At 74.4% G+C, this 26,221-nt stretch carries 17 protein-coding genes and 1 tRNA gene; 8 read left to right on the top strand and 10 right to left on the bottom strand.

Annotation, left to right across the window (positions count from 1 at the left end; genetic code table 11):
* Positions 1 to 156 precede the first annotated feature (156 nt).
* From ACH4OW_RS13205 to ACH4OW_RS13225, 5 genes are all read left to right on the top strand, one after another.
* Positions 157 to 1,503, top strand: a complete 1,347-nt coding sequence (locus ACH4OW_RS13205; RefSeq protein WP_360122683.1) for a hypothetical protein — start codon at positions 157 to 159, stop codon at positions 1,501 to 1,503.
* Positions 1,500 to 4,382 (top strand): tetratricopeptide repeat protein, encoded by a 2,883-nt coding sequence (locus ACH4OW_RS13210; protein ID WP_398027370.1) that lies wholly within the window; start codon positions 1,500 to 1,502, stop codon positions 4,380 to 4,382. Before ACH4OW_RS13205 ends, ACH4OW_RS13210 begins: the two co-directional genes overlap by 4 nt.
* A 1-nt stretch (position 4,383) precedes the next feature.
* Positions 4,384 to 6,177: a protein phosphatase 2C domain-containing protein gene (locus tag ACH4OW_RS13215; RefSeq protein WP_398027372.1), complete on the top strand. Its 1,794-nt coding sequence runs from the start codon at positions 4,384 to 4,386 to the stop codon at positions 6,175 to 6,177.
* A gap of 198 nt (positions 6,178 to 6,375) precedes the next feature.
* The gene (locus ACH4OW_RS13220) at positions 6,376 to 7,758 is read left to right on the top strand and encodes a VWA domain-containing protein (RefSeq protein ID WP_360122692.1); all 1,383 of its coding nucleotides are present in this window, start codon (positions 6,376 to 6,378) and stop codon (positions 7,756 to 7,758) included.
* A gap of 51 nt (positions 7,759 to 7,809) precedes the next feature.
* Complete coding sequence (locus ACH4OW_RS13225; protein ID WP_398027375.1) at positions 7,810 to 9,579, top strand: FHA domain-containing protein; 1,770 nt, start codon at positions 7,810 to 7,812, stop codon at positions 9,577 to 9,579.
* Between the two features lie 22 nt (positions 9,580 to 9,601).
* On the opposite strand, the gene ACH4OW_RS13230 is transcribed toward ACH4OW_RS13225, so the two are convergent.
* Positions 9,602 to 10,687 (bottom strand): methyltransferase domain-containing protein, encoded by a 1,086-nt coding sequence (locus tag ACH4OW_RS13230; RefSeq protein ID WP_398027377.1) that lies wholly within the window; start codon positions 10,685 to 10,687, stop codon positions 9,602 to 9,604.
* A 74-nt stretch (positions 10,688 to 10,761) separates the two neighbouring features.
* On the opposite strand from ACH4OW_RS13230, the gene ACH4OW_RS13235 reads away from it, so the two are divergent.
* On the top strand, positions 10,762 to 11,166 hold the full coding sequence (locus ACH4OW_RS13235; RefSeq protein WP_360122701.1) for a globin: 405 nt from the start codon (positions 10,762 to 10,764) through the stop codon (positions 11,164 to 11,166).
* Positions 11,167 to 11,214: 48 nt separating this feature from the next.
* Here the strand turns inward: ACH4OW_RS13235 and ACH4OW_RS13240 are convergent, their stop codons facing one another.
* The 7 genes from ACH4OW_RS13240 to ACH4OW_RS13270 all read right to left on the bottom strand — a co-directional run bounded on the left by ACH4OW_RS13240 (position 11,215) and on the right by ACH4OW_RS13270 (position 20,789).
* Positions 11,215 to 11,994 carry a hypothetical protein gene (locus ACH4OW_RS13240; protein ID WP_398027379.1) on the bottom strand — a complete coding sequence of 260 codons (780 nt, stop codon included), beginning with the start codon at positions 11,992 to 11,994 and terminating at the stop codon, positions 11,215 to 11,217.
* Positions 11,991 to 12,395 carry an acyl-CoA thioesterase gene (locus ACH4OW_RS13245; protein ID WP_398027659.1) on the bottom strand — a complete coding sequence of 135 codons (405 nt, stop codon included), beginning with the start codon at positions 12,393 to 12,395 and terminating at the stop codon, positions 11,991 to 11,993. The genes ACH4OW_RS13240 and ACH4OW_RS13245 overlap by 4 nt, the downstream gene beginning before the upstream one ends.
* Before the next feature lie 42 nt (positions 12,396 to 12,437).
* Entirely contained in the window at positions 12,438 to 14,102 is a 1,665-nt protein-coding gene (gene ettA / locus ACH4OW_RS13250) for an energy-dependent translational throttle protein EttA (RefSeq protein ID WP_360122710.1), read from the bottom strand.
* A 276-nt stretch (positions 14,103 to 14,378) separates the two neighbouring features.
* On the bottom strand, positions 14,379 to 15,788 hold the full coding sequence (locus ACH4OW_RS13255) for a thioester domain-containing protein (protein ID WP_398027381.1): 1,410 nt from the start codon (positions 15,786 to 15,788) through the stop codon (positions 14,379 to 14,381).
* Between the two features lie 323 nt (positions 15,789 to 16,111).
* Entirely contained in the window at positions 16,112 to 16,690 is a 579-nt protein-coding gene (locus ACH4OW_RS13260) for a single-stranded DNA-binding protein (RefSeq protein ID WP_398027383.1), read from the bottom strand.
* 176 nt (positions 16,691 to 16,866) lie between these two features.
* A complete protein-coding gene (locus tag ACH4OW_RS13265; RefSeq protein WP_398027385.1) occupies positions 16,867 to 19,080 on the bottom strand; it encodes a GTPase in 2,214 nt (737 codons plus the stop codon).
* The gene (locus ACH4OW_RS13270) at positions 19,077 to 20,789 is read right to left on the bottom strand and encodes a dynamin family protein (protein WP_360123289.1); all 1,713 of its coding nucleotides are present in this window, start codon (positions 20,787 to 20,789) and stop codon (positions 19,077 to 19,079) included. The genes ACH4OW_RS13265 and ACH4OW_RS13270 overlap by 4 nt, the downstream gene beginning before the upstream one ends.
* A gap of 312 nt (positions 20,790 to 21,101) precedes the next feature.
* Here ACH4OW_RS13270 and ACH4OW_RS13275 point away from each other — a divergent pair.
* Positions 21,102 to 21,174: transfer RNA gene (locus ACH4OW_RS13275), tRNA-Arg, on the top strand.
* 475 nt (positions 21,175 to 21,649) lie between these two features.
* Entirely contained in the window at positions 21,650 to 22,912 is a 1,263-nt protein-coding gene (locus ACH4OW_RS13280; RefSeq protein ID WP_360122721.1) for an acyltransferase family protein, read from the top strand.
* A gap of 103 nt (positions 22,913 to 23,015) precedes the next feature.
* Here the strand turns inward: ACH4OW_RS13280 and ACH4OW_RS13285 are convergent, their stop codons facing one another.
* Both ACH4OW_RS13285 and ACH4OW_RS13290 read right to left on the bottom strand, forming a co-directional pair.
* Positions 23,016 to 23,225, bottom strand: a complete 210-nt coding sequence (locus ACH4OW_RS13285; protein ID WP_360122724.1) for an MbtH family protein — start codon at positions 23,223 to 23,225, stop codon at positions 23,016 to 23,018.
* A gap of 141 nt (positions 23,226 to 23,366) precedes the next feature.
* Positions 23,367 to 26,216 (bottom strand): FtsX-like permease family protein, encoded by a 2,850-nt coding sequence (locus ACH4OW_RS13290; protein WP_398027388.1) that lies wholly within the window; start codon positions 26,214 to 26,216, stop codon positions 23,367 to 23,369.
* Positions 26,217 to 26,221: the final 5 nt, after the last annotated feature.

Consider the following 26,221-nt stretch of genomic DNA (forward strand, 5'->3'; position numbering starts at 1 on the left):
ACCGCGGGAGCAGGGCCGCAGGGAAGGGGGCAGGGGACGGCACATGGGAGGGGCCGCCACGGCGCCGGGGCGCGCCACCACCGCGCCGCAGCACCACGACAGCCGTGACGACCGTGACAACCGCCGCGCACCACACGCACATTGGAGAGGTGATCGATGGGGGTCCCTGGACCCTTCCCCGGTTCCCCGGGGAGGCCCGAAGACCCGGTGATGGGCCGGGAGGAGGTGGACCGCGCCCTGGGACGGCTCGGTGCCGAGTACGAGGCGATCGAGACGTCGCTGCTCGCCCTGCAGGACCACGCGGGACGCCGGCTCCTGGAAGGCGCCGCACTCACCGGCACGACCAAGGACCGCTGGGCCGCCACCGAACAGTCCATCACCGTCCTGTGGGCGCACTTCGACGCGTATACGGAAGCGCTCACCACCGCCCGCGAGCTGCGCGCACGCCGCCGCTGGCCGTCCCCCGACGACCTGGCCGAACTGACCGAGCTGCTCCGCGGCAGCCGCGTCACGGTGTCCGGCGCCGCCGTCGGCGGTGCCACGGCCGGGACCGGCGGGCCCGCCAGGCTGAGCGAGCAGTTCAGCCTGGAGGAACTGGTCGAGCGGATGAACGGCCTGTACGCGGCGGCGCTGGACGTCATCGTCGCCGCCGACGCCGTCTGGTCCGCGCTGCCCGCGCGCATAGACCTGCTCGCCGCCGAACTGCGGCGCACGCTGTCCCTGGCGCGTTCGGTGGGCGTACGCCCCGGAGAACACCCGGCCGGCGACGACCTGGAGCGGATCACGTACGAGCTGACACAGCTGCGCGCCCAGGTGGTGTCCGACCCGCTGGCCTTCTGGGTCCCGGACGCCGACCGCAGCGCGGCGCCGGGCGGCGGCCGCCCGGACACCGCCCGCTACGACCGGGCGGCGCGCGCCCTGGAGGACATCCGGCGGGAGATCGAAGCGGTGCTGGACGTACGGCAGGACGCCGAGCGCCGCCTGATGCGGCTGCGCGACGTGCTCTCCCGCGCCGACCGTACGCTCACCGAGGCGCGGCAGGCCCGCGGCGAGGTCCTCGCGAAGATCGCCGCCTCCGAGGTGCCGGCCGTCAGCGGCCCGCCCACGGCGCTGCACGAGCAGCTCGGCACCGCCGCCGAGTACCGCAGGCACGCCCAGTGGCACCGCCTCTCGCCGCTGCTGGACAGCCTGGAGCAGCGCGCCGAGGACGAACTGCACCGGGCCCGCGAGTCGTTGACGGCGGTCACGGCCCCGCTGGCGGTACGTGCCGAACTGCGCGGGCGCCTGGACGCGTACAAGGCGAAGGCCGCGCGGCTCGGGCTGGCCGAGGACCCGCTGCCGGCCGAGCGGTACGACGTCGCGCGCCGGATGCTGTGGAGCGCGCCGTGCGACCTGCGGGCGGCCGAACAGGCGGTGCTGCGCTACCAGCAGGCGGTGGCCGAGGCGCTGCTGCCGCAGCAGCCGGACGGCGGGCCCGCGGACGGACCACAGGGGGAAGCATGAGCGAGGAGCGGACCGGCGGCCCGTGCCAGCGGCGGGACTGCCCCGGCACGTACGAGGACGTCGGCGGCGGCGAGCTGTACTGCGACACGTGCGGGCTGGCGCCGGTCGTCTCGCCGGACGGGATGGTGGGGCCGTCCGGCACGGGGGTGACGGCGGCGCGGCGGGGCGCGGGGGCCGTGGGGTCCGGCGGGTCCGGATCGGCTGCCGGGCCGGGCGGCACGGCCGGGGGCCGTACCCCGGCGTCCGGAGGGCCCGCTTCCGGGGGTTCCGCCGGGGACCGCGGCTCAGGGTCCGGAGGCCGTACCTCCGCCTCGGCCCGCTCCTCGACCTCGCGGCGCTCCGTCTCCGGCCGTCTCTCCCGCTCGCTGCCCGGCGCCGCGACCCGCGCGATGTCCGTATCGGTACGCAGCAGCTCGGGCCGCGGCAGCGGCTCGGGAGCGGCGCGCGGGCGGCTGGGCGCCGGGCTGGTGTCGGTGCCGGAGGTGCCGCGTCCCGATCCGCGCCACGCCGTCCTGGAGAACCCGGAGGTGCCCGAGCGCAAGCGGTTCTGCAGCCGCGGCGACTGCGGGGCTCCGGTGGGACGGGCGCGCGGCGACCGGCCGGGCCGTACGGAAGGTTTCTGCACCAAGTGCGGCCACCCGTACAGCTTCGTGCCCAAGCTGCGCCCCGGCGACGTGGTGCACGGCAGCTACGAGGTCGTCGGCTGCCTGGCGCACGGCGGCCTGGGCTGGATCTACCTGGCCGTCGACCGCGCGGTATCCGACCGCTGGGTGGTGCTCAAGGGCCTGCTGGACACCGGCGACGAGGAGGCGCTCGCGGCGGCCGCGTCCGAGCGCCGCTTCCTCGCCGAGATCGAACACTCCAACATCGTCCGGATCTACAACTTCGTCGAGCACCTGGACCGCGCGACGGGCAGCCTGGACGGCTACATCGTCATGGAGTACGTCGGCGGCAAGTCCCTCAAGGACATCGCCAACGAACGCCGCACGGCGAACGGCCGCCGCGACCCGCTGCCGGTCGCGCAGGCGTGCGCGTACGGCATCGAGGCCCTGGAAGCGCTCGGCCACCTGCACAGCCGCAACCTCCTGTACTGCGACTTCAAGGTCGACAACGCGATCCAGCAGCACGACCAGCTCAAGCTGATCGACATGGGCGCGGTCCGCAGGATGGACGACGACGAGAGCGCCATCTACGGCACGATCGGCTACCAGGCGCCCGAGGTCGCCGAGCTGGGCCCGTCCGTCGCCTCCGACCTGTACACGGTCGCGCGCACCCTGGCCGTGCTCACCTTCGACTTCCAGGGCTACACGAACGTCTTCGTGGACTCCCTGCCCGACCCCGACAACATCGAGGTCTTCCGTACGTACGAGTCCTTCTACCGCCTCCTGGTACGGGCCACCGACCCCGACCCGGCCCGGCGGTTCTCCTCGGCGGAGGAGATGGCCGAGCAGCTGACGGGCGTGCTGCGGGAGGTCGTGGCGCTCCAGACGGGCGAGCAGCGGCCCGCGCTGTCCACGCTGTTCGGGCCCGAGCTGCGCGTCGTGGACACGGAGGTGGTGCCGCGCGCCGAGGGCGACACGTCGCTGCTGGGGGCACGCGCGGCAGCTGCCGGGCGGCTCCTCGCGGGGCGCGGTGCACGGGCGGGCCGGGGCGCCGGCAAGGCGGTGGTCGGTCCGGCCACCGGCATCGGCGCGCCGGGCGGCATCGGCGGAACGTCCCGTTCCGGTGCTCCGGGCGGCGCCGTGGGGCCGGTCGCGGCCCCGGCCGGCGCGGGCCCGCAGCCCGCCGTCCCCGCCCAGGTCGCCTACGAGGTCACCTCCGGCACGGGCCCACACCCGGCGACCGGGCCCGCTCCCGTACCGGCCGCCGGCGTGCGCGGCGCGCCCGCGCTGCGCCCGCTCGACACCGGCCTCGCCGTACTGGCCCTGCCCGTACCGCGCGTCGACCCCGCCGACCCCAACGCGGGTTTCCTGGCCGGGCTGCTGGCCGCCGCGCCCGCCGAACTGCTCGGCGCGCTGCGCGCGGCACCCGCCGACACCATAGAAACCCGGCTGCGCGAACTGCGCGCCCGCCTGGAGATGGGCGACGGCGAGGCCGCCCAGCGCGAACTGCGCGCCATAGAGACCGAACCAGGCCAGGAGTGGTCGGGCGACTGGCGGGTGGTCTGGTACCGCGGACTGGTGGCCCTGACCAACGGCGACCACGAGACGGCGGCACTGTCCTTCGACGCGATGTACGACGCCTTTCCCGGCGAGCCCGCGCCGAAGCTGGCGCTCGGCGTCTGCGCGGAGGTGCTGGGCCAGTTGGACAACGCGGCGGAGTACTACCGGCTGGTGTGGGCCTGCGACCACGGCTACGTGAGCGCGGCGTTCGGGCTGGCCCGGGTGCGGCTGGCGGCCGGTGACCGGTCCGGCGCGGTGGCCGCCCTGGAATCCGTACCGGAATCCTCCATTCACTACACCGCCGCGCGCATCGCCGCGGTCCGCGCCCGGCTGCGGCAGCGCTCCGCGCTGGACCCCCTGCTGGCGGACCTGCGGGCGGCGGCCGGGCAGGTCGAGCGGCTGACGGAGACCGGTCTCGACGCCGAGCGCCGGGAACAACTGACGACCGAAGTACTGGGCTGTGCCCTCGACTGGGTACTCTCCGGTAGCCGAGGTGCCGGGCAGCGTGCGGGCACGGCGCCGTCCGGCGCTCCGGAGCCCGGCGCCGGCGGCACCGCCGGCCGGCCCGTGCTGCTCGGCAGCGCACTGGACGAACGCGGCCTGCGCTTCGGCCTGGAGCGGTCGTTCAGACTGCTCGCACGGCTGGCGCAGCGCGGCGAGGAAAGGATCGAGCTGGTGGAACGGGCCAACCGCTTCCGCCCCAGGACGTGGGTGTGACATGGGTGTGACAGGGCCGTCCCGGTGTGCGAGCTGCGACGAGCCGCTCGAACCAGGGGACAACTACTGCGGGTTCTGCGGCGCCGACGTCGTGGTTCCCGCCGGGCCCGGCGGGGCCGGTGACCGCCCCACCGTCCCGCTGGGCGGCGCTCCCGGCCGTGCCGCCGGCCCGCCGCCCGGCGCGGTGCCCCCGGCTGGGCCGGTGACCTTGCCGGCGTCGTTCCTGATGCCAGAGGCCCGGCCCGCCCCGCCGTACGGGCCGGACGCCGCGTACGGCGCCGGGGTCGGGGCCGGGGCCGGGGCCGGGGCCGGACACCACAACGGGCCGGCATACGCGCCGGGTGCCACACACCCGGCCGACCCCGCGCGCGTCCCGCACGCCCCCGTGCCGGCGCCGGGTTACGCTCCCGGAGGGCCGCGGGCCGACGCCCCGTCCCGGATACCGCATACGGAGGCGAGCGTTCCGCCGTCGCCCCATCGCGGCTCCGGCGCGGACGACACCCCGGCCATGGGCGCCGCGTCGCCCGATGGCGCCGCCGGCCCGTACGGAGGCCGCGGCGAGGGGCCCGCCCCGCACGGCGGCACCCCGGATCCCCGCGTCGTCGGCTACGACGTCGCCGCCCAGGCAGCGGAGCGCACCATGAACATGAACGAGTCCGGCTCCGGCTCCCCGAGCCCCGAAGAGCGCGGCGGGCCGACCGGCCCCCTGGACCCCGCGCGGCCGACGGGACCGGCACAGCCGGCGGAGCGTCCGGCAGCCCCCGCGGGCCCGCCGGCCCCCGCTCCCACGCCTCCCGGCGCCCCCGCCGAACCCACCGTCCCCATGGACACCACACCCCCCGCCTCCCCCGAACACCAGACCCCCGCCCAGGGCACCCGGCTCTGCGCGGCCTGCCACGCGGGCGCGGTCGCCGGGGACGGCTACTGCGAGAACTGCGGCCACGCCCAGCCACGCGAGCGCGACCACATGGAGCAGGAACTGCCGGGCGTGGCGGCGGTCAGCGACCGCGGCCACCGCCACCACCGCAACGAGGACTTCTTCGCGGTCGCCGGCGCGGCGCTGCCCGACGGGTCGCCCGCCGTGCTCGCCGTGGTCTGCGACGGCGTCTCCTCCGCCACCCGCCCCGACGACGCGTCCGCCGCCGCTTCCGGCACCGCGGCCCGGTCCCTGCTGGCCGCCCTGCCCGTCGGCACCCACCCGCAGCGGGCGATGCACGACGCGATCATCGCCGCCGCCAAGGCCGTCAACGCCCTGGCCGCCGAACCCCGGCAGGCGCAGCAGCACGACCCGTACCGCCAGCAGAACGCCCCCGCCTGCACCATCGTCGGCACGGTGGTCGGCGGCGGGCTGCTCGTCGTCGGCTGGGTCGGCGACAGCCGCGCGTACTGGATCCCCGACGACCGCAGCGCGGCCCCCGTGCGCCTCACCGAGGACGACTCCTGGGCGGCGCAGATGGTCGCCAACAACCTGATGTCCGAGGCCGAGGCGTACGCGGACGACCGTGCGCACGCCATCACGGGCTGGCTCGGCGCGGACGCCTACGAACTGGAGCCGCACACCGCTTCCTTCAAGCCCGACGGACCGGGTGTAGTGGTGGTGTGCACGGACGGGCTGTGGAACTACGCCGAAGCCGCCGCGCAGCTGGCGGCGGTACTGCCGGCCGACGCCCACGCCCGGCCGCTGCACAGCGCACGGACCCTGGTCGCCCACGCGCTCGCCGGCGGGGGCCACGACAACGTAACGGTGGCGGTGGTGCCGTTCCCGGCGCCCCGGGGAGGGGCAGGATCGGCCTGAGCACCCACGGCCGGCAGCCCGCTGCCGGCCGCCCGCCGACCCACGAGCATCTCCCGCACCTCACGAACCGCCCGACCACCGGGAGCACGGCGCCAACGGGGGGACGACCACCGGGACTTCCGCCCGCCCATGTGTCTCTTCACCGCTTCGAGGACTCCGCGGCGGAGCCTCGCACGGCGGAACGAAGGAGCGGAACAGATGGCCAATTTCGCCAAGTCCAGCGTCCCGCGGTTCTCCGCCGAGGTGTACCAGAACGAGTACCTGCCGGAGGACGGGCGCGAGGTGAACGCCATCGTGACCGTCACCGCGACCGGCGGCGGCACCAGCGGCGGCCTGCCGCTGCCCGCCGCCGGTACGGACCCGGGCGCGCCGGGGGCCGCACGCGCCCCCCGGGACGCCGGAGCCGCCCGGCACGCGGGTGTCGTGATCATGGTGGACTGCTCCGGCTCGATGGACTACCCGCCCACCAAGATGCGCAACGCGCGCGACGCGACCGCCGCCGCGGTCGACACCGTGCGCGACGGCGTCGCCTTCGCGGTGGTCGCCGGTACGCACCAAGCCGCCGAGGTCTACCCCGGCGGCGGCCGGCTGGCCACCGCGGGCCCGGCCACCCGCGCCCACGCCAAGGCGGCGCTGCGCAAACTGAGCGCGGGCGGCGGCACCGCCATCGGCACCTGGCTGCGGCTGGCCGACCGGCTGCTGGCCGAGGCGGACGTCGGCATCCGGCACGGCATCCTGCTCACCGACGGGCGCAACGAACACGAGTCGCCCCGGGACCTGCGCGCCACGCTCGACGCCTGCGCCGGGCGCTTCACGTGCGACGCCCGGGGCGTCGGCACGGACTGGGAGGTCGAAGAGGTCACCGGCATCGCCTCCGCGCTGCTCGGCACGGCCGACATCGTGGCCGACCCGGCCGGGCTGGCCGCCGACTTCACGCGGATGATGGAGGCCGCGATGGGCAAAGAGGTGGCGGACGTCGGTCTGCGGCTGTGGACACCGCAGGGTGCGCACGTCGCATTCGTGAAGCAAGTGGCGCCGACGGTGGCGGACTTGACCGCCCGACGTACCGAATCCGGCCCGCGCACCGGCGACTATCCGACAGGTTCCTGGGGCGACGAGTCCCGCGACTACCACATTTGCGTACGCGTTCCGGCGGCCGGCGTCGGCCAGGAGATGCTGGCCGCGCGGGTCTCGCTCGTCCTCCCGGAGCCCGGCGGAGACAGCGTACGGACGCTGGCCCAGGGTCTCGTACGGGCGGTCTGGACGGACGATATGGCCGTTTCTACGTCTATTAATCCCCAGGTTGCCCACTACACGGGGCAGGCCGAACTGGCCCAGGTCATCCGACAAGGGCTGGATGCCCGCAAGTCGGGCGATGCGGGCGGCGCCACCGCCAAGCTGGGGCGGGCCGTACAACTGGCGAGCGCGTCCGGGAACGAGGAGACTGCGAAACTGCTTGCGAAGGTGGTGGACGTCGTCGATGCGGCGACCGGTACTGTGCGACTGAAGGCGAAGGTCACGGAGGCGGACGAGATGACGCTCGAAACGCGCTCGACCAAGACAGTTCGCGTCAAGAAATAACAATCCAGACGTACTACCGAACAAAATCGGTACTGAGGGGGAAGATCCGACATGCCGACCTGCCCGAACGGCCATCAGTCGGTGGCCGAAGACTGGTGCGAGGTGTGCGGCCACCGGATGGCGGGCGCTGTTCCCCCGCCGCCCTCCCTGCCCGCGGGTTTCCTCAACACACCGCCGCCCGGCCAGCAGGCTCCGCCGCCCCCCGCTCCGCAGGGCGCCCACGGCCCCCAGGGCGGCCCCGGCGAGACGGGCGGTCCCGGCGGCCCCGGCGGTCCCGGTGCTTCCCAGGGCGGGCAGGGCTTCCCCGGCCGGCCCCCGGCGCCGCAGGGCCCGGCAGGTCAGCCCGGCCCCCCGCCGGCTCCCGCGCCCGGCCCCGGTCCGCAGGGCGGTCAGGGCGGTCAGGGCGGTCAGGGCGGCTACGGATTCCCGCCGCCCCCTCAGGGCCCCGGCCCGCAGGCTCCGGCACCCGGCCCGGGTCAGACCGGTCAGACCGGCCAGCCGGAACTGTGCCCGCAGTGCCGTACCCCTCGCGAGGCGATGGCGCCGTTCTGCGAGGAGTGCCGCTACAACTTCCTGACGCACTCGGCGACCTCGTACGCCCCGCCGCCGCCCGGCCCGCACGGTGGACCGGGTCCCCAGGGCGGCCAGGGAGGCTACGGCTTCCCGCCCCCGCAGCAGGGCCCGCCGACCCCGCCGCAGCAGTACGAGTACCAGGGCTCCCGCCCGTCGCAGATCAACCGTCCCGCCGAGCCGCTCTCCTCCGAGCAGTCCGGCCAGTTCGGCCAGCCCGCTCCCTTCGGTCAGCCCGCTCAGGGGGGCCAGCAGGCGCCGGGCCCGCAGCAGGGCGGACCCGGCCAGCCTGGTCAGCCGGGCCCCCACACACAGCAGCCCGGCCAGCAGCCCGGCCAGCAGCCCGGCCAGCACCCTGGTCAGCAGCCCGGCCCCCAGGGCGCGCCCGCAGCCCAGCCCAGCCCGCCGGCCCGGTCGGCCGACGACGACTGGCCGCTGCCCCCGCCCAACTCCCAGACCCCGCCCCCGCCGCCCGCGCAGCCGGGCCCGCAGGGCGGCCCCGACAACAGCCAGGGCGGCCAGGGAGGCTACGGCTTCCCGCCCCCGCAGCAGGGCCCGCCGACCCCGCCGCAGCAGCCGGGCCCGTTCGAGCCGCAGCAGCCTCCCCAACAACAGCCGCCGCAGGCCCCGTACGAGCAGCAGCAGGCCCCGTTCGAGCAGCAGCAAGCCGCACAACCGGCTCCGCCGCAGGCCCCGTTCGAGCCGCAGCAGCAGCCCCAGCAGCCCGGCCCGTTCGGGCAGCCGCCGCAGCAGCCGGGCCCGCACCAGCAGCCGCAGTCCGAGCAGCAGTGGAACCAGCCCGCCCCGGGCCTCGCCGCTCCGCCCGGACCGCCGCCCGTCGTCGGTGACGGCTGGGTGGTGGCGATCGCCCCGGACCGCGAGTACTTCATGGCCATGATGGGCCGCAGCGGCCCGGAGGCGGCCGGCCTGAACCTGCCCGCCTACTCCCCCGAGCAGCAGGTACCGCTCACCGGCGGCCAGATCGCCATCGGCCGCCGCCGGCACAGCACGGGCGAGTCCCCCGACATCGACCTGGGCCGCCCGCCGGAGGACCCGGGCGTCTCGCACCAGCACGCCCTTCTGGTGCAGCAGCCCGACGGCAGCTGGGCCGTGGTCGACCAGAACTCCACCAACGGCACCACCGTCAACCTCGCCGAGGACCCGGTCCAGCCCTACGTCCCGATCCCCCTCCACGAGGGCGACCGCATCCACGTGGGCGCCTGGACGACGATGACGGTGCGCAGGGCCTGACCCGCGGACGGGCCGCCCGGCTTCATGTGCCGGTCAGCGGCCAGCTGTGCGGCCCGTCGGGGGTGTCGAGCCAGGCCCGCTGGACGGCGCCGTCCACGGTGACGCCGAAACGTTCCCGTCTCGGGCGGTCCTCCTGCCGCCAGAGGTCGTGGGCCTCGTGCGGTGTGAGGCTCGCCGCGGTCAGGGTCCGGAGGAAGTGGAAGCGCTCGTCGCGGAGGACTTCGCGCGGCAGGCCGTGGCGGTCGTCCCGGCGCCCGCCGCCGGGGGCGGGGCGGGGCTCGGGCTCCTCGCCGGGCTCCTCGGTGGCGTCCGCCTGGGCCCGTAGCGGTACGAAGTAGGCCGGTGTGGCCAGGAAGCGGCCCTCGGCGCGGCCCGCCCCCGGGTCGGTCACGCGGAGCGCGATCAGGCCGGTGGCCAGCGGCGCGAGGATCAGCGCCCCCGGGGTGGACTGTGCGATCCAGGCCGGCGGGACGGCCGAGAGCGCGCAGGTGGCGATGGTGCGGTCGTACGGCGCGCGCTCCGGGCAGCCGAGGGCGCCGTCGCCGGTCACCACGGCGGGACGGTAGCCCGAGGCGGCCAGGCGCTCCCGTGCCGGGCCGGTGATCTCCTCGTCCAGGTCGACGGTCGTCACGCGCTCCGCGCCGAGCCGGTGCGCCATCAGGGCCGCGTTGTAGCCGGTGCCCGTACCGATCTCCAGGACGCGGCAGCCGGTCCCGCCGGTGTCCGTTCCGGGCCCGGCGCCCGGTGCCTCCGCATCCTCGACCCGCAGCTCCTCCAGCATCATGGCCATCAGCGAGGGCTGGCTGCTGGAGGAGACCAGCTCACCGTCCCGCATACAGGTCGCCAGCGGCCCGTCCGTGTAGACGCCGTCCAGCCAGCGCGCCCGCTGCCGCGGGTCGGGGTCGGAGCCGGAGAGCCGCTGGTAGCCGCGGGGCGTGGCCACGAAGAAGTACGGCACGAAGAGGTGCCGCGGCACCTCTTCGAACGCGGCCCGCCAGCGCGGATCACCGAGGTGGCCGCTCGCCCTGATCTGCCGGACCAGCTCGGCGCGCGCGGCATCCGCCTCCCCGGCAGAGGCGCCCGCCGGCCCGGACTGTGTACCGCTCATGTCTCCACTGTCCTACGACGAAGGTCCTCGGCCGAGTCGTCCGGCACCACCGAGTCGTCTGACACCATGGACGGGTGAACAAGATTCCGCGCGGCACGCTTCAGGAACAGACTTTTTACGAGCAGGTCGGCGGCGAGCCGACCTTCCGCCGCCTGGTGCACCGTTTCTACCAGGGCGTGGCCGAGGACCCGCTGCTGCGGCCGATGTACCCGGAGGAGGACCTGGGACCGGCCGAGGAGCGGCTCGTGCTCTTCCTCATGCAGTACTGGGGCGGTCCCCGCACGTACAGCGAAGGCCGGGGCCACCCGCGGCTGCGCATGCGGCACGCGCCGTTCACGGTGGACCGTGCCGCCCACGACGCCTGGCTGCGGCACATGCGGGACGCGGTGGACTCCCTGGAGCTGTCCCCCGAGCACGAGACGCAGCTGTGGAACTACATGACGTACGCCGCTGCGTCGATGATCAACACGGCCGACTGAGGGCCCGAAAGCCATGGGCGGCCCTTGGGCCGTCAGGGGGAAGACGCCTCAGGCGGGCGTCACCGGCAGCGCCGACGGACCGCCCGTGCGGACCGCGACCGAGCCGTACGGTGTCCGCAGCCGCAGCCAGCCGCCCGCGGCCAGCAGGGTCAGCGTCGGCTGCGCCGCCAGCGCGGTCCCCGAAGGGGCCTGCCCCTGGCCCGCCGGCGTACCGTGGCCGGCGGCCGGCGCCCCGGCGCGGACGGGCCGCAGGAAGCCCAAAGACTGCGCGGCGTGCGCGGCCCTCAGCGGCAGGTGGGTGTCGCCCAGCGTGCGGGACCAGATCTCGCGGCCGAGGCGGTCGCGCTCGGCGCGCGTGCGGCGCTCCGCCGGCAGGGCCTCGTCGCGGGCCCGGAACTCGGCGACGGCCTGGGCGACGGTCCTGCCGAGCGCCTGCGGCGACGGCAGTCCTGGGACCTGCTGCCAGCCGCCGCGCGGCGGCAGCACACCGGCCCACGGCGGTCCGGTGACGGCGGCGGGCAGCGTCAGGCTGTCCGCCGACTCGTCGATGCCTTCGAGGAGGTCACCGGCCGAGACGGTGAGGTCCAGCCCTGTACCGGAGGCGCTCCCCGCGGAGGGAACGGTTCCGCCCGTGCCCGGCACGGCCGGTGCCAGCCGGGCCGTACGGACCGCCAGCACCTCGAACGACGGCGGGCGCCCGAACACCGCGAGCACGCCGCTGCCGGCCTGCAACCGCACCGCCGCGGCACGGTCGTAGTGGATCAGCCGGGCCAGGAAGGCGGCGAGGTCCGCCGCCTCCCCGGCATCGGCCAGGCGCAACGCCGTCATGCGGCGACGGCCCCCTCCGGCTGCTCGGCGCCGTCCGCGCCGTCCAGGTACGCCGCGAGGAAGGACTTCTCCTCCGCGGTGATGCGGCGGGGCCGCTGCGCTTCGAGGTCGTACGGGACGACGACGGTCGAGGCGCGGACGTACACCGTCTCCTCGTCCTTGATCTCGTACGCGATCGTCATCGACGCGGCGCCGATCTTCGTCACCCACGACTCGACGGTCACCGGCGCGTGCCGGTGCACCAGCGGCCGTACGTAGTCGATCTCGTGGCGGGCCACGACGGACCCGCCGGAGAAGGACGTGCTGCCCTCGCCCGGCGCCAGCCGCCACATGAAGTCGATCCGCGCCTCTTCGAGGTAGCGGACGAACACGGCGTTGTTGACATGGCCGAAGGCGTCCATGTCGGACCAGCGCAGCGGGCAGGAGTAGAGATGTCGCACGGCTCAGCCCCGGGTGAGCTTCTTGTACGTGGCGCGGTGCGGACGGGCCGCGTCCGGGCCGAGGCGCTCGACCTTGTTCTTCTCGTACGACTCGAAGTTGCCCTCGAACCAGAACCACTTGGAGTCGCCCTCGTACGCCAGGATGTGCGTGGCGACGCGGTCCAGGAACCAGCGGTCGTGGGAGACGACCACGGCGCAGCCGGGGAACTCCAGCAGCGCGTTCTCCAGCGAGGACAGGGTCTCGACGTCCAGGTCGTTGGTCGGCTCGTCGAGGAGCAGCAGGTTGCCGCCCTGCTTGAGGGTCAGCGCCAGGTTCAGGCGGTTGCGCTCACCACCGGACAGCACGCCGGCCGGCTTCTGCTGGTCCGGGCCCTTGAAGCCGAACGCCGACACGTAGGCGCGGGACGGCATCTCGACCTGGCCGACGTTGATGTAGTCCAGCTCGTCCGACACCACGGCCCACAGGGTCTTCTTGGGGTCGATGTTGGAGCGGTTCTGGTCGACGTAGGAGACCTTGACCGTCTCGCCGACCTTGATCTGGCCGGAGTCCGGCTCCTCCAGGCCCTGGATCATCTTGAACAGCGTGGTCTTGCCGGCGCCGTTCGGGCCGATGACGCCGACGATGCCGTTGCGCGGGAGGGTGAAGGACAGGTCGTCGATCAGGACCTTCTCGCCGAACGCCTTGTTCAGGTGCTCGACCTCGACCACGACGTTGCCCAGGCGCGGGCCCGGCGGGATCTGGATCTCCTCGAAGTCCAGCTTCCGGGTCTTCTCGGCCTCGGCCGCCATCTCCTCGTAACGGGTCAGGCGGGACTTGGACTTGGCCTGGCGGCCCTTGGCGTTGGAGCGGACCCACTCCAGCTCTTCCTTCAGACGCTTCGCGCGCTTGGCGTCCTTCTGGCCCTCGACCTTCAGGCGGGCGGCCTTCTTGTCCAGGTACGTGGAGTAGTTGCCCTCGTAGGCGATGGCGCGGCCGCGGTCCAGCTCCAGGATCCACTCGGCCACGTTGTCGAGGAAGTACCGGTCGTGGGTGACGGCGACGACGGTGCCGGCGTACTTGGCGAGGTGCTGCTCCAGCCACTGGACCGACTCGGCGTCCAGGTGGTTGGTGGGCTCGTCGAGGAGCAGCAGGTCGGGGGCCTCCAGCAGGAGCTTGCACAGCGCGACGCGGCGGCGCTCACCACCGGAGAGGTTGGTGACGGCCCAGTCGCCGGGCGGGCAGCCCAGCGCGTCCATCGCCTGCTCCAGCTGGGTGTCCAGGTCCCACGCGTTGGCGTGGTCCAGGTCCTCCTGGAGCTTGCCCATCTCCTCCAGCAGCGCGTCGGAGTAGTCGGTCGCCATCAGCTCGGCGACCTCGTTGAAGCGCCGGAGCTTGTCCATGATCTCGCGGGCGCCGTCCTGGACGTTCTCCAGGACCGTCTTGGTCTCGTCCAGCGGCGGCTCCTGGAGGAGCATCCCGACGGAGAAGCCGGGGGTCAGGAACGCGTCGCCGTTCGACGGCTGCTCAAGACCGGCCATGATCTTCAGCACCGTCGACTTGCCGGCGCCGTTGGGACCCACGACACCGATCTTCGCGCCAGGCAGGAAGCTCAGCGTCACGTCGTCAAGGATGACCTTGTCGCCGTGCGCCTTGCGCGTCTTGCGCATCGTGTAGATGTACTCAGCCAAGAGAAACCGTCCGGCAGTCTGGATCTGTCATGGTCAATGCGGCTCCGCCGCGTGGGCCGATGAGCGGCTCCGCCGCGCGAGGGCAGATACACCCCATCTTGCCGTACGGCCAGCCCGCGATGGAAACGAGTACCTCACGGCCCGGTGAACGGGGCCCCGCGCCGGGAACGACGCGCGCCCTCCGTGACCGGCGAGCGGAGGGCTCGGTCACGGAGGGCGGCGAGGGTGGTGCGTTCGGTCACCGGGCGGGCGGGGCCGCCCGCCCGGTCACCTCGGTTACTGGCTGACGCCCGCCTTCTTCTTGCGGAGGAAGAAGACCGCGCCGCCGCCGACCACGACCAGCGCGACCGCGACGCCCGCGATCACCGGGGTGGCGCTGCTGGAGCCGGTCTCGGCGAGGTCGCCGCCGTTGCCGCCGGTGCTGCCCGAGCTGGTGCCGCCGGCCGAGGCCGGGCTGGGCTGCGGGGTGGGCTTGCCGGTGCCGGTGCCGGTTCCGGCGGTCTTGCAGTCGAGGACCCCGGTGAAGGTCTTCTTGAAGCCGCCCTCACCGTTGATCGTGATCTCGTACGCCTGGTCCTCGGCGACCGGGACGGTGATCGTCTCGGACTTGCCCGGCGCGATCACGTGCTCCTTGCCGGAGAGCTGGAACTTGAACGGCGCGTCGCCCTTGTTGGTCGCCGTGACGTCCACGCCGTCCTTGGAGCAGTTCTTCTCCGCGGTGACGGCCGGGGCCGCGCCCTGCTTCTTCCAAGAGGCGGTGGCGGTGGCGGTCGCGGTGGACTCGCTGGAGCCGGCCAGGATCATGGTCTGGCTCTTGACGCGGCCGACGCTGCCGGTGAAGGCCCGGCCGACCGAGACCTTCGTGGCGGCCTGGGCGGTCAGCGAGGTGGCGCCGTCCTTCGCGCCGGCGGGCACGTCGAAGAAGAGCTTGGTGCCGTTGGCCGCCTTGGTGACGGGCTTGCCGTCGGCGCCGACCACCTTCACGCCGGCGGGGGTACCGGCGGCCGGGGAGACGGTCACGCTGCCGGCGTTGGTGTGGACGGTGACCGGGCCGAGCTTGGTGCCGGACTTGCCGGAGACGGCCGGCGGGTCCAGCTTCAGCGACGCCTCGGGCTCGGTGAGGCTCTGCGCGCTCTTGTGCAGGTAGTCGGCGAGCTTCTCGGCCGCGGGGTCGAGGGCGTCGACCTTGGCGTGGTCGGAGAAGCGCCAGATGGCGACCTGCGTACCGGCGGCGGCGGTCTTCTCGCTCAGGCTCCCGGCGCCGGCCTTCTTGGCGAGCGTGGCCAGGTCGTTCACCTGCGGGTAGGAGTTCTGCAAGATCCAGCGGATCTTGCCGGCGTCCTCGTTGTTGTGCAGCGACGACGCGCTCCAGGGCACTTCCTGGTACTTCGCCTGCTGCTGCGTCGGCGTACTGATGTCGATGCAGTACGTCTGGAGGGTGCCGCCGCCCTCGACCGTCATCTCGAAGAGACCGGCGCCGATCCGCTGGTCGTGGCCGTTGGCGTGCAGCACCGCCTGGTCGTAGGTCTTCAGACCGCCGAGCGTGGCGCTGGCGCCCCCGTGGACGGGCGCCGCTTCGTCGGCCGCCGCCGGACCGGCGGTGGCTATCGCGCCTGCGGCGACCAGACCGGACGCCAGGACTGCGGCGGCAAGGCGGGCCGCGCCCCGCCTCTTCACTGAAATCATGAATTTCCCCTCTGGGCGAGGCGGGATCGATAGGGGAGATGCCTCGCCGGAATGAACCCAAAGAACTCAACAGCCGAATACATCAGCCCCCGTGAGTACTCGTGAGTACCCGACGGATCCTAGAGAGCGGGCGCAACAGGGTCCCCCGCAATACCGTCCCATAAGCGATCCGAATCACAATCGTTACCGTCCACACCCCATCTGACCTGGCATTATCGACAAATCTCCGGGACTTTCCGGGCACTGCCGCCTTCTCCGGCGTATCGCCCGGGAAGGCTTGGTCCGGGACTGCGAACGGGCGGTCGGCGGGTGGTTATGGAGCGTCAGGGGACGGCCTGCGCACAGGAGTCGGACGCGGTCGCGGCGGGGATCGTGGCGGTGGCCGCGGCGGGGACCGTGGCAGGGGTCGCGGCGGGGGTTGCGGAGTGCGGTGCCGACCAGTCGGGCTCGTCCGGCGCACCGTCCGGCGGCGCCGGTTCCCGCTGTCCCGGCGGGGCCGCCGTGCCGGCCGGTGGCATCAGGTCCGTACGCGCCCGGACGGTCCGGCGGAAGGCGGAGGTGCCACGGGACATGTCGTGGCCGACCGCCACGGCGTCCACTTCGACGGACACCCGACGCCGGCCCTTCTCCTCGGGGTGCTCCCGGTCCCACACCTTCATCCGGCCGTGCACGATCAGCGGTTCGCCGCAGGACACCGAAGCGGCGACGTGGTCCGCGAGCGACCGCCAGGCGCGGACGGTGTAGAAGCTGGCGTCCCCGTCGACCCAGCAGTCGCGCTCCCTGTCGAAGCGCCGCGAGGACGTCGCCAGGCGGAACCGCACCGCCGAGGCGCCCGCCGCCGTCTGCCGGTGCTCCACCGCCGTCGCGGCGTTGCCCACCAGCGTCACCATCGTCTCGTACATCGTCGTCGCCTCCCCCGTCACGGGCCCCCGGCGGGCCCTGCGGCCCGTCGCGGGCCGTTGTCTGTTGCTCCATGCTGCACGGATCCGCCGAGCCGCGCCGGGGCCTGTGCGTTACCGCCGAGTTGTGGACAACTCCGTCACCCGCAAGGGGGTTCCACCCGCGCCGCCCGCCCCTCTCACAGCCCCGCCGCCACCGTGTACTGCTCCCGCACCTCCCGGTACCGGAGCAGTTCGGCAGCCACCGGCTCCAGTACCGCGGCCCGTCCGCAGCCCGCCGCTGCCGTACGCAGCCGGCGCTCCGCGTCCTGCCCGTACCGGCGCGCCGGGCCGCGCCCCGCCACGCCGCACACCCACGCCAGAGCCGGACCGCCCACCGTCCCGACGGCCGCCACCAGCAGCGCGGACAGCCACTCGCCCGACTCGGCCGCGCCCGTCACCACGGCCAACAGCCACAGCACACCCACGACCTGCGAGGCCGTCAGCAGCCCCTGCGCCACCGCGGCCGCCCGCCACCACCGCGGCCGTACCTGCGGACCGGCCCGCAAGGCTCCCTCGGAAACCGCCGCCGCCCGGTCCAACGCCTCCGGCAGATCCTCCGCGCCCCGCACCGCCGCCTCGCGCACCGCCTGGGCCCAGGGCGCCGGCAACCCTTCCGACGCCTCGCCCGCCACGGCCCGTACGGCCTGTTCCACCAGCGGCCGGGCCGCCGCCCGCGCGTCCACCGGCACCCAGCCGCTCACCGTGTGGTACCCGGCCTCCGGGCCTGCGCCCGCCTCGCCGCCGGCGTCCGTCTCCGTGCACGCGTCGCGGTGCCACAGCCGCGACCTTCCCGTACGCCCCGGGCTCGTGCGCCCGCTCCCCGGACGCCCCGCCCGTCCGCGCCCCGCCCGCCGGCCGCGCAGCCGCAGCCACGGCGTGCCGCAGGACCGCTCCGCGTGCCGCAGCCAGTCGCGTTCCGCCGCGCTTCCCATCGCACCGGCGCCGACCGCCTCGGCGAGCCAGTCCTCGAACTCCTCGCGGGCCGGTTCCGTCAGCCCGTACCGCCCGTCCGCCACGTACGCGGGCCACAGCCGTTCCGCCGCCGCGTCCACGTCCGCGGTCAGCCGCCGGTCCACCGCGCCGCGCTCCGCGACGAACTGCCGGAGTGCCTCCTCCAGTTCGCCGACCCCCTCGCCCGTGACCGCCGACAGCGCCAGTACGGCCGCGCCCGGCTCCCCGTGTTCGCCCAGGGCCAGCCCGTCCTCGTCCAGCAGGCGGCGCAGGTCGTCGACGACCTGTACGGCGGCGTCCCCCGGCAGCCGGTCCACCTGGTTGAGCACGACGAACGTGACCTCGGCATGGCCGGCCAGCGGCCGCAGATACCTTTCGTGCAGCACCGCGTCCGCGTACTTCTCCGGGTCGACCACCCAGATCACCGCGTCCACCAGCGCCAGCATCCGGTCGACCTGCTCACGGTGCCCGGCGGCGGCCGAGTCGTGGTCGGGCAGGTCCAGGAGGACGAGTCCGGGCAGGGCGGCCGAGCCCGCCGCCGGCACGTGGCGGCGCCGCGACGCCACCCCCAGCCTGTCCAGCAGTTCGTCGGCGCCCGGCTGTCCGCAGGCCCACACACAGGCCACCGGTTCCGCGGTCGTGGGCCGGCGCGCCGCCACGTCCGAACGCTCCGCCCCGACGAGCGCGTTGAACAGCGACGACTTGCCGCTGCCGGTGGCTCCCGCGACGGCGACGACGGTGTGCTCGCCGGACAGCCGGTACCGCTCGTCCGCCGCGTCCAGCACCCGCCCCGCCTCGGCCAGCGTGGTCCCGTCCAGCCGCGTCCTGGACAGTCCGATCAGCTCCCGCAGGGCCTCCAGCCGGGGGCGCAGCCCCTCGCCCGCGGACCGCCGCTCCTTGGGAGGCACGCACTCGCTCTCCCGCGTTTCCTGGAGGCGCCCCCTGCGGCCCCGCGGCTCCTGGAGGGGCTCCCCCGGCTCCTGGAGGACGGCCAGTACGGCTTCGAGTTCGCTGTCCCCCTCGTCCTCCCACTCCTGCCACTCACGCTGCTGGTGCCACTCGTCCTGCTCCAGCCACTGATCCCGCTGTTCCCACTCGTCCCACTTCTGCCACGCTTCCCACTTCGGCGGCGCGTCCTCGCGCGGCTCCGCCTCCCGCAAGCGGGCACGCCGCCGCCCGGCGGCCGACCTGGGCGCGCCGCCGTCCTTCGCACGGCGCGCGATCAGCCCGTCGTCCCAGGAGCCGAGCGCCCCGCCCGTACGCGGGTCCGGCTCCGCCGCTGCCGTCTCCGTGGCCGGCTCCGCCTCCTGCTCCGGACCGTCCCCCGCCGCCGCTTTCACAGCCCCTTCGCCGCTGACGTCCTCGGCTTCCCCGTCCGTACGCCCTTCAGGAGCAGTCACCGCGTCACCTTCTCCTTCTGCAGTCGGGACAGCGCGGCGATCAGCGCGGCCTGGTGGTCCGGCCGCACCCCCAGCGACTCCAGCGGCGCCACGCGCCGCTCCCGTTCGCCGTCCAACGCGCGCTGGAGGTATGTGTCGAGCAGCAGGCCGCCCCGGTCGCGCAGCCGTACCGCGTTGTGCGCCCCCATCAGGTCGGCGAGGGCCTCGCCCGCCATACGGGCCCGCCGGCCACCCAGCAGCGTGGTGGCCAGCAGTGCCGCCGCCTCCTCCGGGTCGGCCGCGGCGCGCGCCCGCTCACCCGCCCGCGCGCGCCCGCCCCGTACCGCGCGCCCCTCCCGTACGCCCTCCTCCGCCAGCTCCTCCAGGCACCGCCGCCACCGCCGTACGACCACGCCCAGGCGGGCGGCCGAGGCCGCCGTGTCCGCGGCCTCCGTCAGGGCCGCGTCCGCCGCCGCGGGGTCCCGGCGCCACTGCTCGGCGGCCCGCTCGTCCGCCTGCTCCACGGCGCAGCGCAGCAAGGAGGTGAGCCCTTCGGTGAGCGCGTCCAGCAGTTCGTCGTGGCGACCGCCGAGTTCGTGGTCCCGCCAGTGGGCCCGCGCGTCCCCGGCCAGCACCTCGCCCTGCTCGACCTCCCGCCGCACCCGCGCCGCGGCCTCCTCGTACGCCTGCTCGATCCGGTCGGCCAGCCGCAGCGTGGCGGCGTGCTGGGCCGCGGAGGCGCCGGCGAGGGCGGGCATACGGCAGCGCAGCGAGGCGATGATCCCTGCCGCGGTGCGGGCCGCCGCCGCGTCGCGTACCGCGGAGTCCTGGGCGTGCCGCTCCAACCAGCGCCGCAACGCCGCCACCGCCGTGGCGGGCAGCAGCCCGCTGCCGCCGCCGGCCGACTCGGGCAGTTCGGGGATGGTGAAGCGGGGTACGTCACCGAGCCCGGCCCGGCTCAGCAGCGCGGCGTACCGCGCCGAGATGTCGGTGGCGATCTGGTGTGGCACCCGGTCGAGCACGGTCACGAGCGTGACGTCGTACTCCTTGGCCGTCCGCAGCAGGTGCCACGGCACCGCGTCCGCGTACCGGGCGGCGGTGGTGACCAGGACCCATACGTCGGCCGCGCAGATCAGCTCGGCGGCCAGCTCCCGGTTGCGGGCGACGAGGGAGTCGATGTCCGGGGCGTCCAGCAGGGCCAGCCCGCTCGGCAGCGCCGCGTCCGTCTCGATCCGCAGCGGCGCCACACCCGCCGCACCCGTCACCTGGTCCCCGGCCTCACCGTCCCCTTCGTCCTCGTACGGGTACTCGCGTTCGCATGCGTCGTCGTACCCGTCCAGGCCCTCGGGCCCGTCCTGCTCGGGCACCCACACCCGCGTGAACTGCGGCAGTACGCGGCGGCCCGCGAACCAGTGGTGATCGTCCGGATGGCAGACGAGCACCGGCGTACGCGTCGTCGGACGCAGTACCCCGGCCTCGGTGACGCGCCGGCCCACCAGCGAGTTGACGAGGGTGGACTTGCCCGCTCCGGTTGATCCGCCGACGACCGCGAGCAGCGGGGCCTGAGGAGCGCGCAGCCGGGGCATCACATAGTCGTCGAGCTGGTCCAGCAGCTCGGAGCGGGTCCGCCGGGCGCGGGCGGCGCCGGGCAGTGGCAGCGGGAAGCGCGCGGCGTCGACGCGGTCGCGCAGCGCGGACAGAACGTCAAGGAGCCGAGGTTGTACGTCCAAGGTTGCCACACGTGCAGAATGCCCAATTTTGTTGGGTTTTTGAAGCGTATAGCCCCTCGTGCGCGCCGCAGAAATCTACACAGAACGGGATGAGCGACGCATGAGGCTGCCGCGATCAGAGAGGCTCAGGCATAACGAGTGCACAACACCCGACGCGTGAGGCGCCAAAACCGGTGCAGAATTCGTACCTGCCTGCGATTATCGGGACCGCTTCACCGAACCTCCACAACGTGCCACGGAGGTGAAGCAACCGGGACGAGGCACACGGAGCCCTATCCTTGTCGGCGGCCCGTGATCCACGCCCACCACCTGGCCCCCGTAGCTCAGTGGATAGAGCAGGTGCCTTCTAAGCACTTGGCCGCAGGTTCGAGTCCTGCCGGGGGCGCACTTCTTCCGCCGTCGACGGCCCTCCCCAAGGGAGGGCCTTTGTCATGACGAGCCCCGGCCCGCTCGGTCGCGCTTGAGTCGGCGGCGTTCGCGGCTCCCCGGTCGGAGTGGGAGGCACGCGGTCCGCCTCAGGCGGCAGGGTCCGGCGCCCCGGTGGCCATACGGACGATGATACGAACTCGGGGGCGCCGCCGGGCCCGTTGCGGCCGTTCCGGCCGTTCCAGCCGAGGCGCGCGGCCGCTCGGCCCGGCGGGCCTGCTGGGGATGGCACCCCGAACCGCAGGGGGTCAGCACCACCGCGATCGGGGCGCTGGCCTGACTGTGCCCTCCCCTTTCTCGCAGAAGCATTGAAGTCGTCGGCGATCGCCGTCATGACGGCCTCCGGCCGGCCCGTGGCACCCCCATGGCCCGGCCGTGTGCGAGGAGAGGAATGCTGCCATGCCGCGTCCTGCGGGAAACACGGGGACCCGATCGTGAGCCTGGACGAACGGCCCCGCGCTCCTGCCCCGCGGCCCGCTCTTGAGGGCAGCCGCGAACCGGTCCGGCGGGACAGCCGCGAACCGGTTCCGCGCGACCGTGCCATCGACGGGCTGCGGGCCCTGGCCCTGCTGGCCGTACCGACCGGCCACTGGCTCGTCGGCGGCCTCGTCCGCGACACCGGAGGCACGCTGCACAACGCCAGCCCGCTGTCCGCGTTCGCCCCCCTGGCACCGATCACCTGGGTGCTCCAGATGCTGGGTGTCTTCTTCCTCGTAGGCGGCTACGCCTCCGTGCTGTCCTTCCGGCGCGCCGCCGAGCGGGGCGCGTCACACGGCGACTGGCTGCGCGGCCGGCTGGCCCGGCTGTTACGGCCCGCCGTCGGCGTCACCGCCGTCTGGGCCGTGCTCGCCGCCGTACTGTACGCGGCCGGAGTACCCGTCACGACGCTGCACACGGCCGCGACCCTGGTCGTCCAACCGCTGTGGTTCGTGGCCGTGTACGCCGTGGTGACGGCGCTGACCCCGTACTGCGTGGCGGCCGCGCGGCGGCTCGGCGGCTGGGCCGCGGCACCACTGGCGGCGGTCGTCGCCGTCGTGGACTTCCTGCGCTACGGCCCGTTCGCCGACTCCGTCCCGTACTGGGCCACCCTGGTGAGCCTGCTCCCTGGCTGGCTGTTCGGCTACCAACTCGGCGTCTCGTGGGGCGAGAAGCGGCTCGGCCGGCGCGGCGCCCGGCTGCTCCTCGCCGGTGGCGTGGCGCTCTTCGCGCTGCTGCTCCTCGTCTTCCACTACCCGGCGAGCCTGGTCGGCGTCCCCGGACAGGACCGTACGAACTCCCACCCGCCGTCGATGCTGGTGATCGCGCTGGCCGCGGCGCAGTCCGGCGCGGCGATCCTGCTGCGCGACAGGATCGCGGCCCTGCTGCGGCGGCCCGCGCTGTGGGCGCCGGTCACCGCCGTCAACCAGTCCGCGATGACGATTCTGTGCTGGCACCAGACCGCCATGCTGGCGATCGCCGTACCGGCCTCGTTCCTCCCCGTGCCGGTGGCCGGCCTCACCACCGCGCCGGACTTCGCGGCCTGGATGGCGACCCGCCTGCCGTGGCTGCCGCTCTTCGCCGTCACGCTCGTACTGGTGGCGCGGGTGGCGCGGCGGCTGGAGCTGCCGTGGACCGGCGTGTCCCGGAGGTGGCGGATAGGGGCGGGGGTGCTGGCGGTGGGGTTCGCGGCGTTCGCGCTGCGGATGGTGGTGGTCTGACGGCTTCCGCCGGAGGAAGTAAACGAGGAGACAGAGAAGGCAGGGCACCCGCTCCGGGAGGGAGCGGGTGCCTTTTGCGTGGGGCGGCGCCAGCCTCCCGGAGTCAGTCCGCCATCGCCTCCGCGAGGCTGCGGGGCCGCATGTCGGTCCAGTGCTCCTCGACGTAGTCCAGGCACGCCTGGCGGCTGTCCGGCCCGAAAGCGCGCTGCCAGCCGGCCGGGATCTCCGCGAACGTCGGCCACAGCGAGTGCTGGTTTTCGTCGTTCGTGAGGACGTGGTACTGCGCCTCCGGGTCTTCGAAGGGGTTCGTCATGCGGGTGACCTCTCGGTGCGGGAGTTACCGGTGGAGATTCGGATTATGCGGGAGGCGGGGGCCCTGGCGCAGCGCGAAGGGGGCCGGCGGGCCCGGCCGAAACCGGGACCCGCCGGCCCCCTCCCCTTCGTCGCCGTCGTCTCACCCGCGCGCGGCGACCGCCGGATTCCGCTTCCGCAGGGCGGATTTCAGCGGCAGCAAGGTCCCCGCCGTGACCGTCACCGCCACCGCGGCCACGACCAGTCCCGCCTGTCCGGGCGGCAGGTACGGCAGTCCGCCGGTCAGGGACAGGCTCAGGGCGGTCAGCGGAATCGCCGCGACCACCACGCCGACCACCAGGCCCGTCAGAGCCACGACGGCCGCCTCGATTCGCAGCATCCGCCGGACCTGGCGCCGTCCCGCGCCCACCAGGCGGAGCAGCAGAACCTCCCGGCGGCGGCCGATCATGATGAGGGTGAGGGTGCTGAGTACGGCGATGGCCGTGAAGCCGCCGATCACGCTCACCGCGACCACGGTGATCACCTGGCCGATGCCCTGGTCCTCGGGTCGCAGCTGCTCGCCCGCCGGGTCCGGCACGACGCGCGCGCCGACCGCGGTACCGGCCAGTGCCCGCCGCACCTCTTCCCGTACCCGCTCCGACCCGGCGCCTGCCGCGGTTCCGGAATCGAGGCTCAGCAGGGCGCGGGTATACAGGGGCGCGGCCATGTGGGGGGCCAGTTCGTCGGTGGCGAGCAGGAAGTCGCCGAGCGCCGCCGAGCGTTCGTAGATCGCGGCCACCCGCAGCGGCACGGCCGCGCCGTCCCCGTACCGCAGCGTGACGACGGATCCGATGCCGAGCCCCATCGCCCGCGCCCGGTCCTTGCCCACCGCGACCGTGCCGCGGCCCAGCTTCGCCGTGTCGCCCTCGGTCACGCCGGGGTCCAGTACGCGCGGCAGCGCCGCGGGATCGGCCGCCAGGACCGGCAGCCGCTCCAACCGGGTGTCGCCGAGCTGCTTGCGCAGCAGCACGACCGTGCTGTGCAGCACCCCCGTCGACGCCGCCACCCCCGGCACCCGCCGGATCCCGCGCACCGTCTCCTCCGTGATGCCCGGCCCGTCGGTGGTGACCGCCAGGTCAGCGCGCACCGCGTCCACGCCCTGCCGGCCGCCGTGCCGGTCCATGGTCGCGCCCGCCGACAACTGGACGGCCACGAAGGCCACCATCAGCACGATCGGGGTGATCGCGGCGCCCAGACGGCGCGAGTCGGCCCGCGCCGCCGCCGCGGCCAGGTAGCCGCCCGCGCCGCCCAGGCGCCGCGCGGGCACGCCGAGCACCTGTAGGGCGCCGCGCGCGATCCAGGGGCCGAGCAGCGCGCAGCCGATCACCAGGGTGACCGTCGCGCTGCTGGCGGCCATGGCGGCCGTCTCGCCGGACTGGAGCACCGCCGTGCCGGCCGCCGACACACCCGCGAACATCATCACCAGGCCGGTGACGGTACGGCCACGACCGGGCTGCTCCGGCTCGCGCTGCGCTTCTCCCATCGCCTGCGCGGGACGCACCCGCGCCGTACGCCGGCAGGCCAGGGCGCCGGTGAGCCACGCCACCAGCACGGTCAGGCCCGCGGTGGCCAGGGGCGTCGCGTACAGCCACCAGGGAGTGGGCAGTTCGAGGCCGGGCGGTACGGCCTCGCGGCTGCGCAGCAGGCCGAGCAGCAACCCGTACACCGGCACCGCGCCGATCGCGCCGAGCGCGGCGGCGGTCACGGCGACCGTACGGACCTCCCGGCTGACCGCCGCACGCAGTTGCCGCGGCGTGGCGCCGACCGCGCGCAGCAGCGCCAACTCTCGGGTGCGCTGGTGCACCGCCTGGGCGATCGTGCCGGCGACCACCAGTACGGCGATCATCACGACCAGCGCGCAGACCGACGCCAGCAACTGGAGCATGCCCGAGCGGCTGGGGGCGGCGGTGAGGAACTCCGGTTCGCCGCGGTCGTCGCCGGTCAGCACACGGAGCCCGGGGTTGTCCTCCTTATCGCGCTGGCCGGCGGTGGCGCTGCGGGCCGGCTCGGGGCCATCCAGCGCCTTGCGCACCCCGGCGTGGATCTGTTCGACGCTCACTCCGGGAGCGGCGAGCACGCCGATGGCGTCGGTGGTCTCAGGGTGGCCTGCCAACTGCCGCGCGCGCTGGTCGGTGAAGAAGACGGCGCCCTGGTGGCCCAGGCCGGTGCGGTCGCCCTGTCCCTCGGGGGCCGCGATGCCCGAGACCCGGTACGTGGCGGGTGTGCCGAGCGACTGCAGCGTGATCTCGCCGCCCACGCCAACGCCCGCGCGATCGGCCAGAGAACCGTCCAGGACCACCTCCCCGGGGCCGCCAGGAGCGCGTCCGGCACGCAGGGTGAACGGCGCGAGGACGGCGGCCTGCCAGGAATGGCCGTACACCGGCGAGCCGTCGGGGCCGGAGACGGTGCCGGAGTCGGGGGCGGGAGGGGTGGGGGCGCCGGAAGCAGTGGCGGTGCCGTTGCGCGCCTCGATCGCGACGGGGAAGGCGTCGTCCGCGATCGCGGCCCGTACGCCCGGGACGGCGGCGATCCTGGCCAGCGCCGAGCGCGGCACCCGGACCCGTTCCGTCAGTTCCGCCGACATCGTCTCGGCCTCGCTGCCCCAGGGCCGCGCCGTGTTACGCGTGGTCTGGTCGCCGGTGACGACTGCGGCGGCGCCCGCGTAGCGCTCCACCCGGGCGTGTCCGGCCACCGCGGACAGCGTGGCGAGCGCGAAACCGCCGAGCACCAACGAGGTGAGCACCAGCACCGCGAACACCGCGGCCCACGCCTTGCGGTGCAGCTTCAGCGAGCGGGCGGCGAGGAACCGGGCGGTACGGCGGGTACGCGCCGGACTGTCCCGCGTACCGGATGGGGACGTTCCGATTCCTGTGGGGCCACCGGCGTCCCCGAGCGGTCTCGGGCCGGCGGCCTGCGCGGACTCCGGGCCACGCGTACTGCTCTGCTGCGTCACGGAAT

The sequence above is a fragment of the Streptomyces sp. NPDC017056 genome (assembly GCF_044332485.1).
In the GTDB taxonomy this organism is placed as follows: domain Bacteria; phylum Actinomycetota; class Actinomycetes; order Streptomycetales; family Streptomycetaceae; genus Streptomyces.

What these genes read in the sequence shown, in the direction of transcription:
- ACH4OW_RS13285 (WP_360122724.1), bottom strand. Translation starts at nt 23,225, where the DNA reads ATGACGAACCCCTTCGAAGACCCGGAGGCGCAGTACCACGTCCTCACG.
- ACH4OW_RS13215 (WP_398027372.1), top strand. Translation starts at nt 4,384, where the DNA reads ATGGGTGTGACAGGGCCGTCCCGGTGTGCGAGCTGCGACGAGCCGCTC.
- ACH4OW_RS13220 (WP_360122692.1), top strand. Translation starts at nt 6,376, where the DNA reads ATGGCCAATTTCGCCAAGTCCAGCGTCCCGCGGTTCTCCGCCGAGGTG.
- ACH4OW_RS13205 (WP_360122683.1), top strand. Translation starts at nt 157, where the DNA reads ATGGGGGTCCCTGGACCCTTCCCCGGTTCCCCGGGGAGGCCCGAAGAC.
- ACH4OW_RS13210 (WP_398027370.1), top strand. Translation starts at nt 1,500, where the DNA reads ATGAGCGAGGAGCGGACCGGCGGCCCGTGCCAGCGGCGGGACTGCCCC.
- ACH4OW_RS13245 (WP_398027659.1), bottom strand. Translation starts at nt 12,395, where the DNA reads ATGGACGCCTTCGGCCATGTCAACAACGCCGTGTTCGTCCGCTACCTC.
- ACH4OW_RS13260 (WP_398027383.1), bottom strand. Translation starts at nt 16,690, where the DNA reads ATGTACGAGACGATGGTGACGCTGGTGGGCAACGCCGCGACGGCGGTG.
- ACH4OW_RS13225 (WP_398027375.1), top strand. Translation starts at nt 7,810, where the DNA reads ATGCCGACCTGCCCGAACGGCCATCAGTCGGTGGCCGAAGACTGGTGC.
- ACH4OW_RS13230 (WP_398027377.1), bottom strand. Translation starts at nt 10,687, where the DNA reads ATGAGCGGTACACAGTCCGGGCCGGCGGGCGCCTCTGCCGGGGAGGCG.
- ACH4OW_RS13255 (WP_398027381.1), bottom strand. Translation starts at nt 15,788, where the DNA reads ATGATTTCAGTGAAGAGGCGGGGCGCGGCCCGCCTTGCCGCCGCAGTC.
- ACH4OW_RS13240 (WP_398027379.1), bottom strand. Translation starts at nt 11,994, where the DNA reads ATGACGGCGTTGCGCCTGGCCGATGCCGGGGAGGCGGCGGACCTCGCC.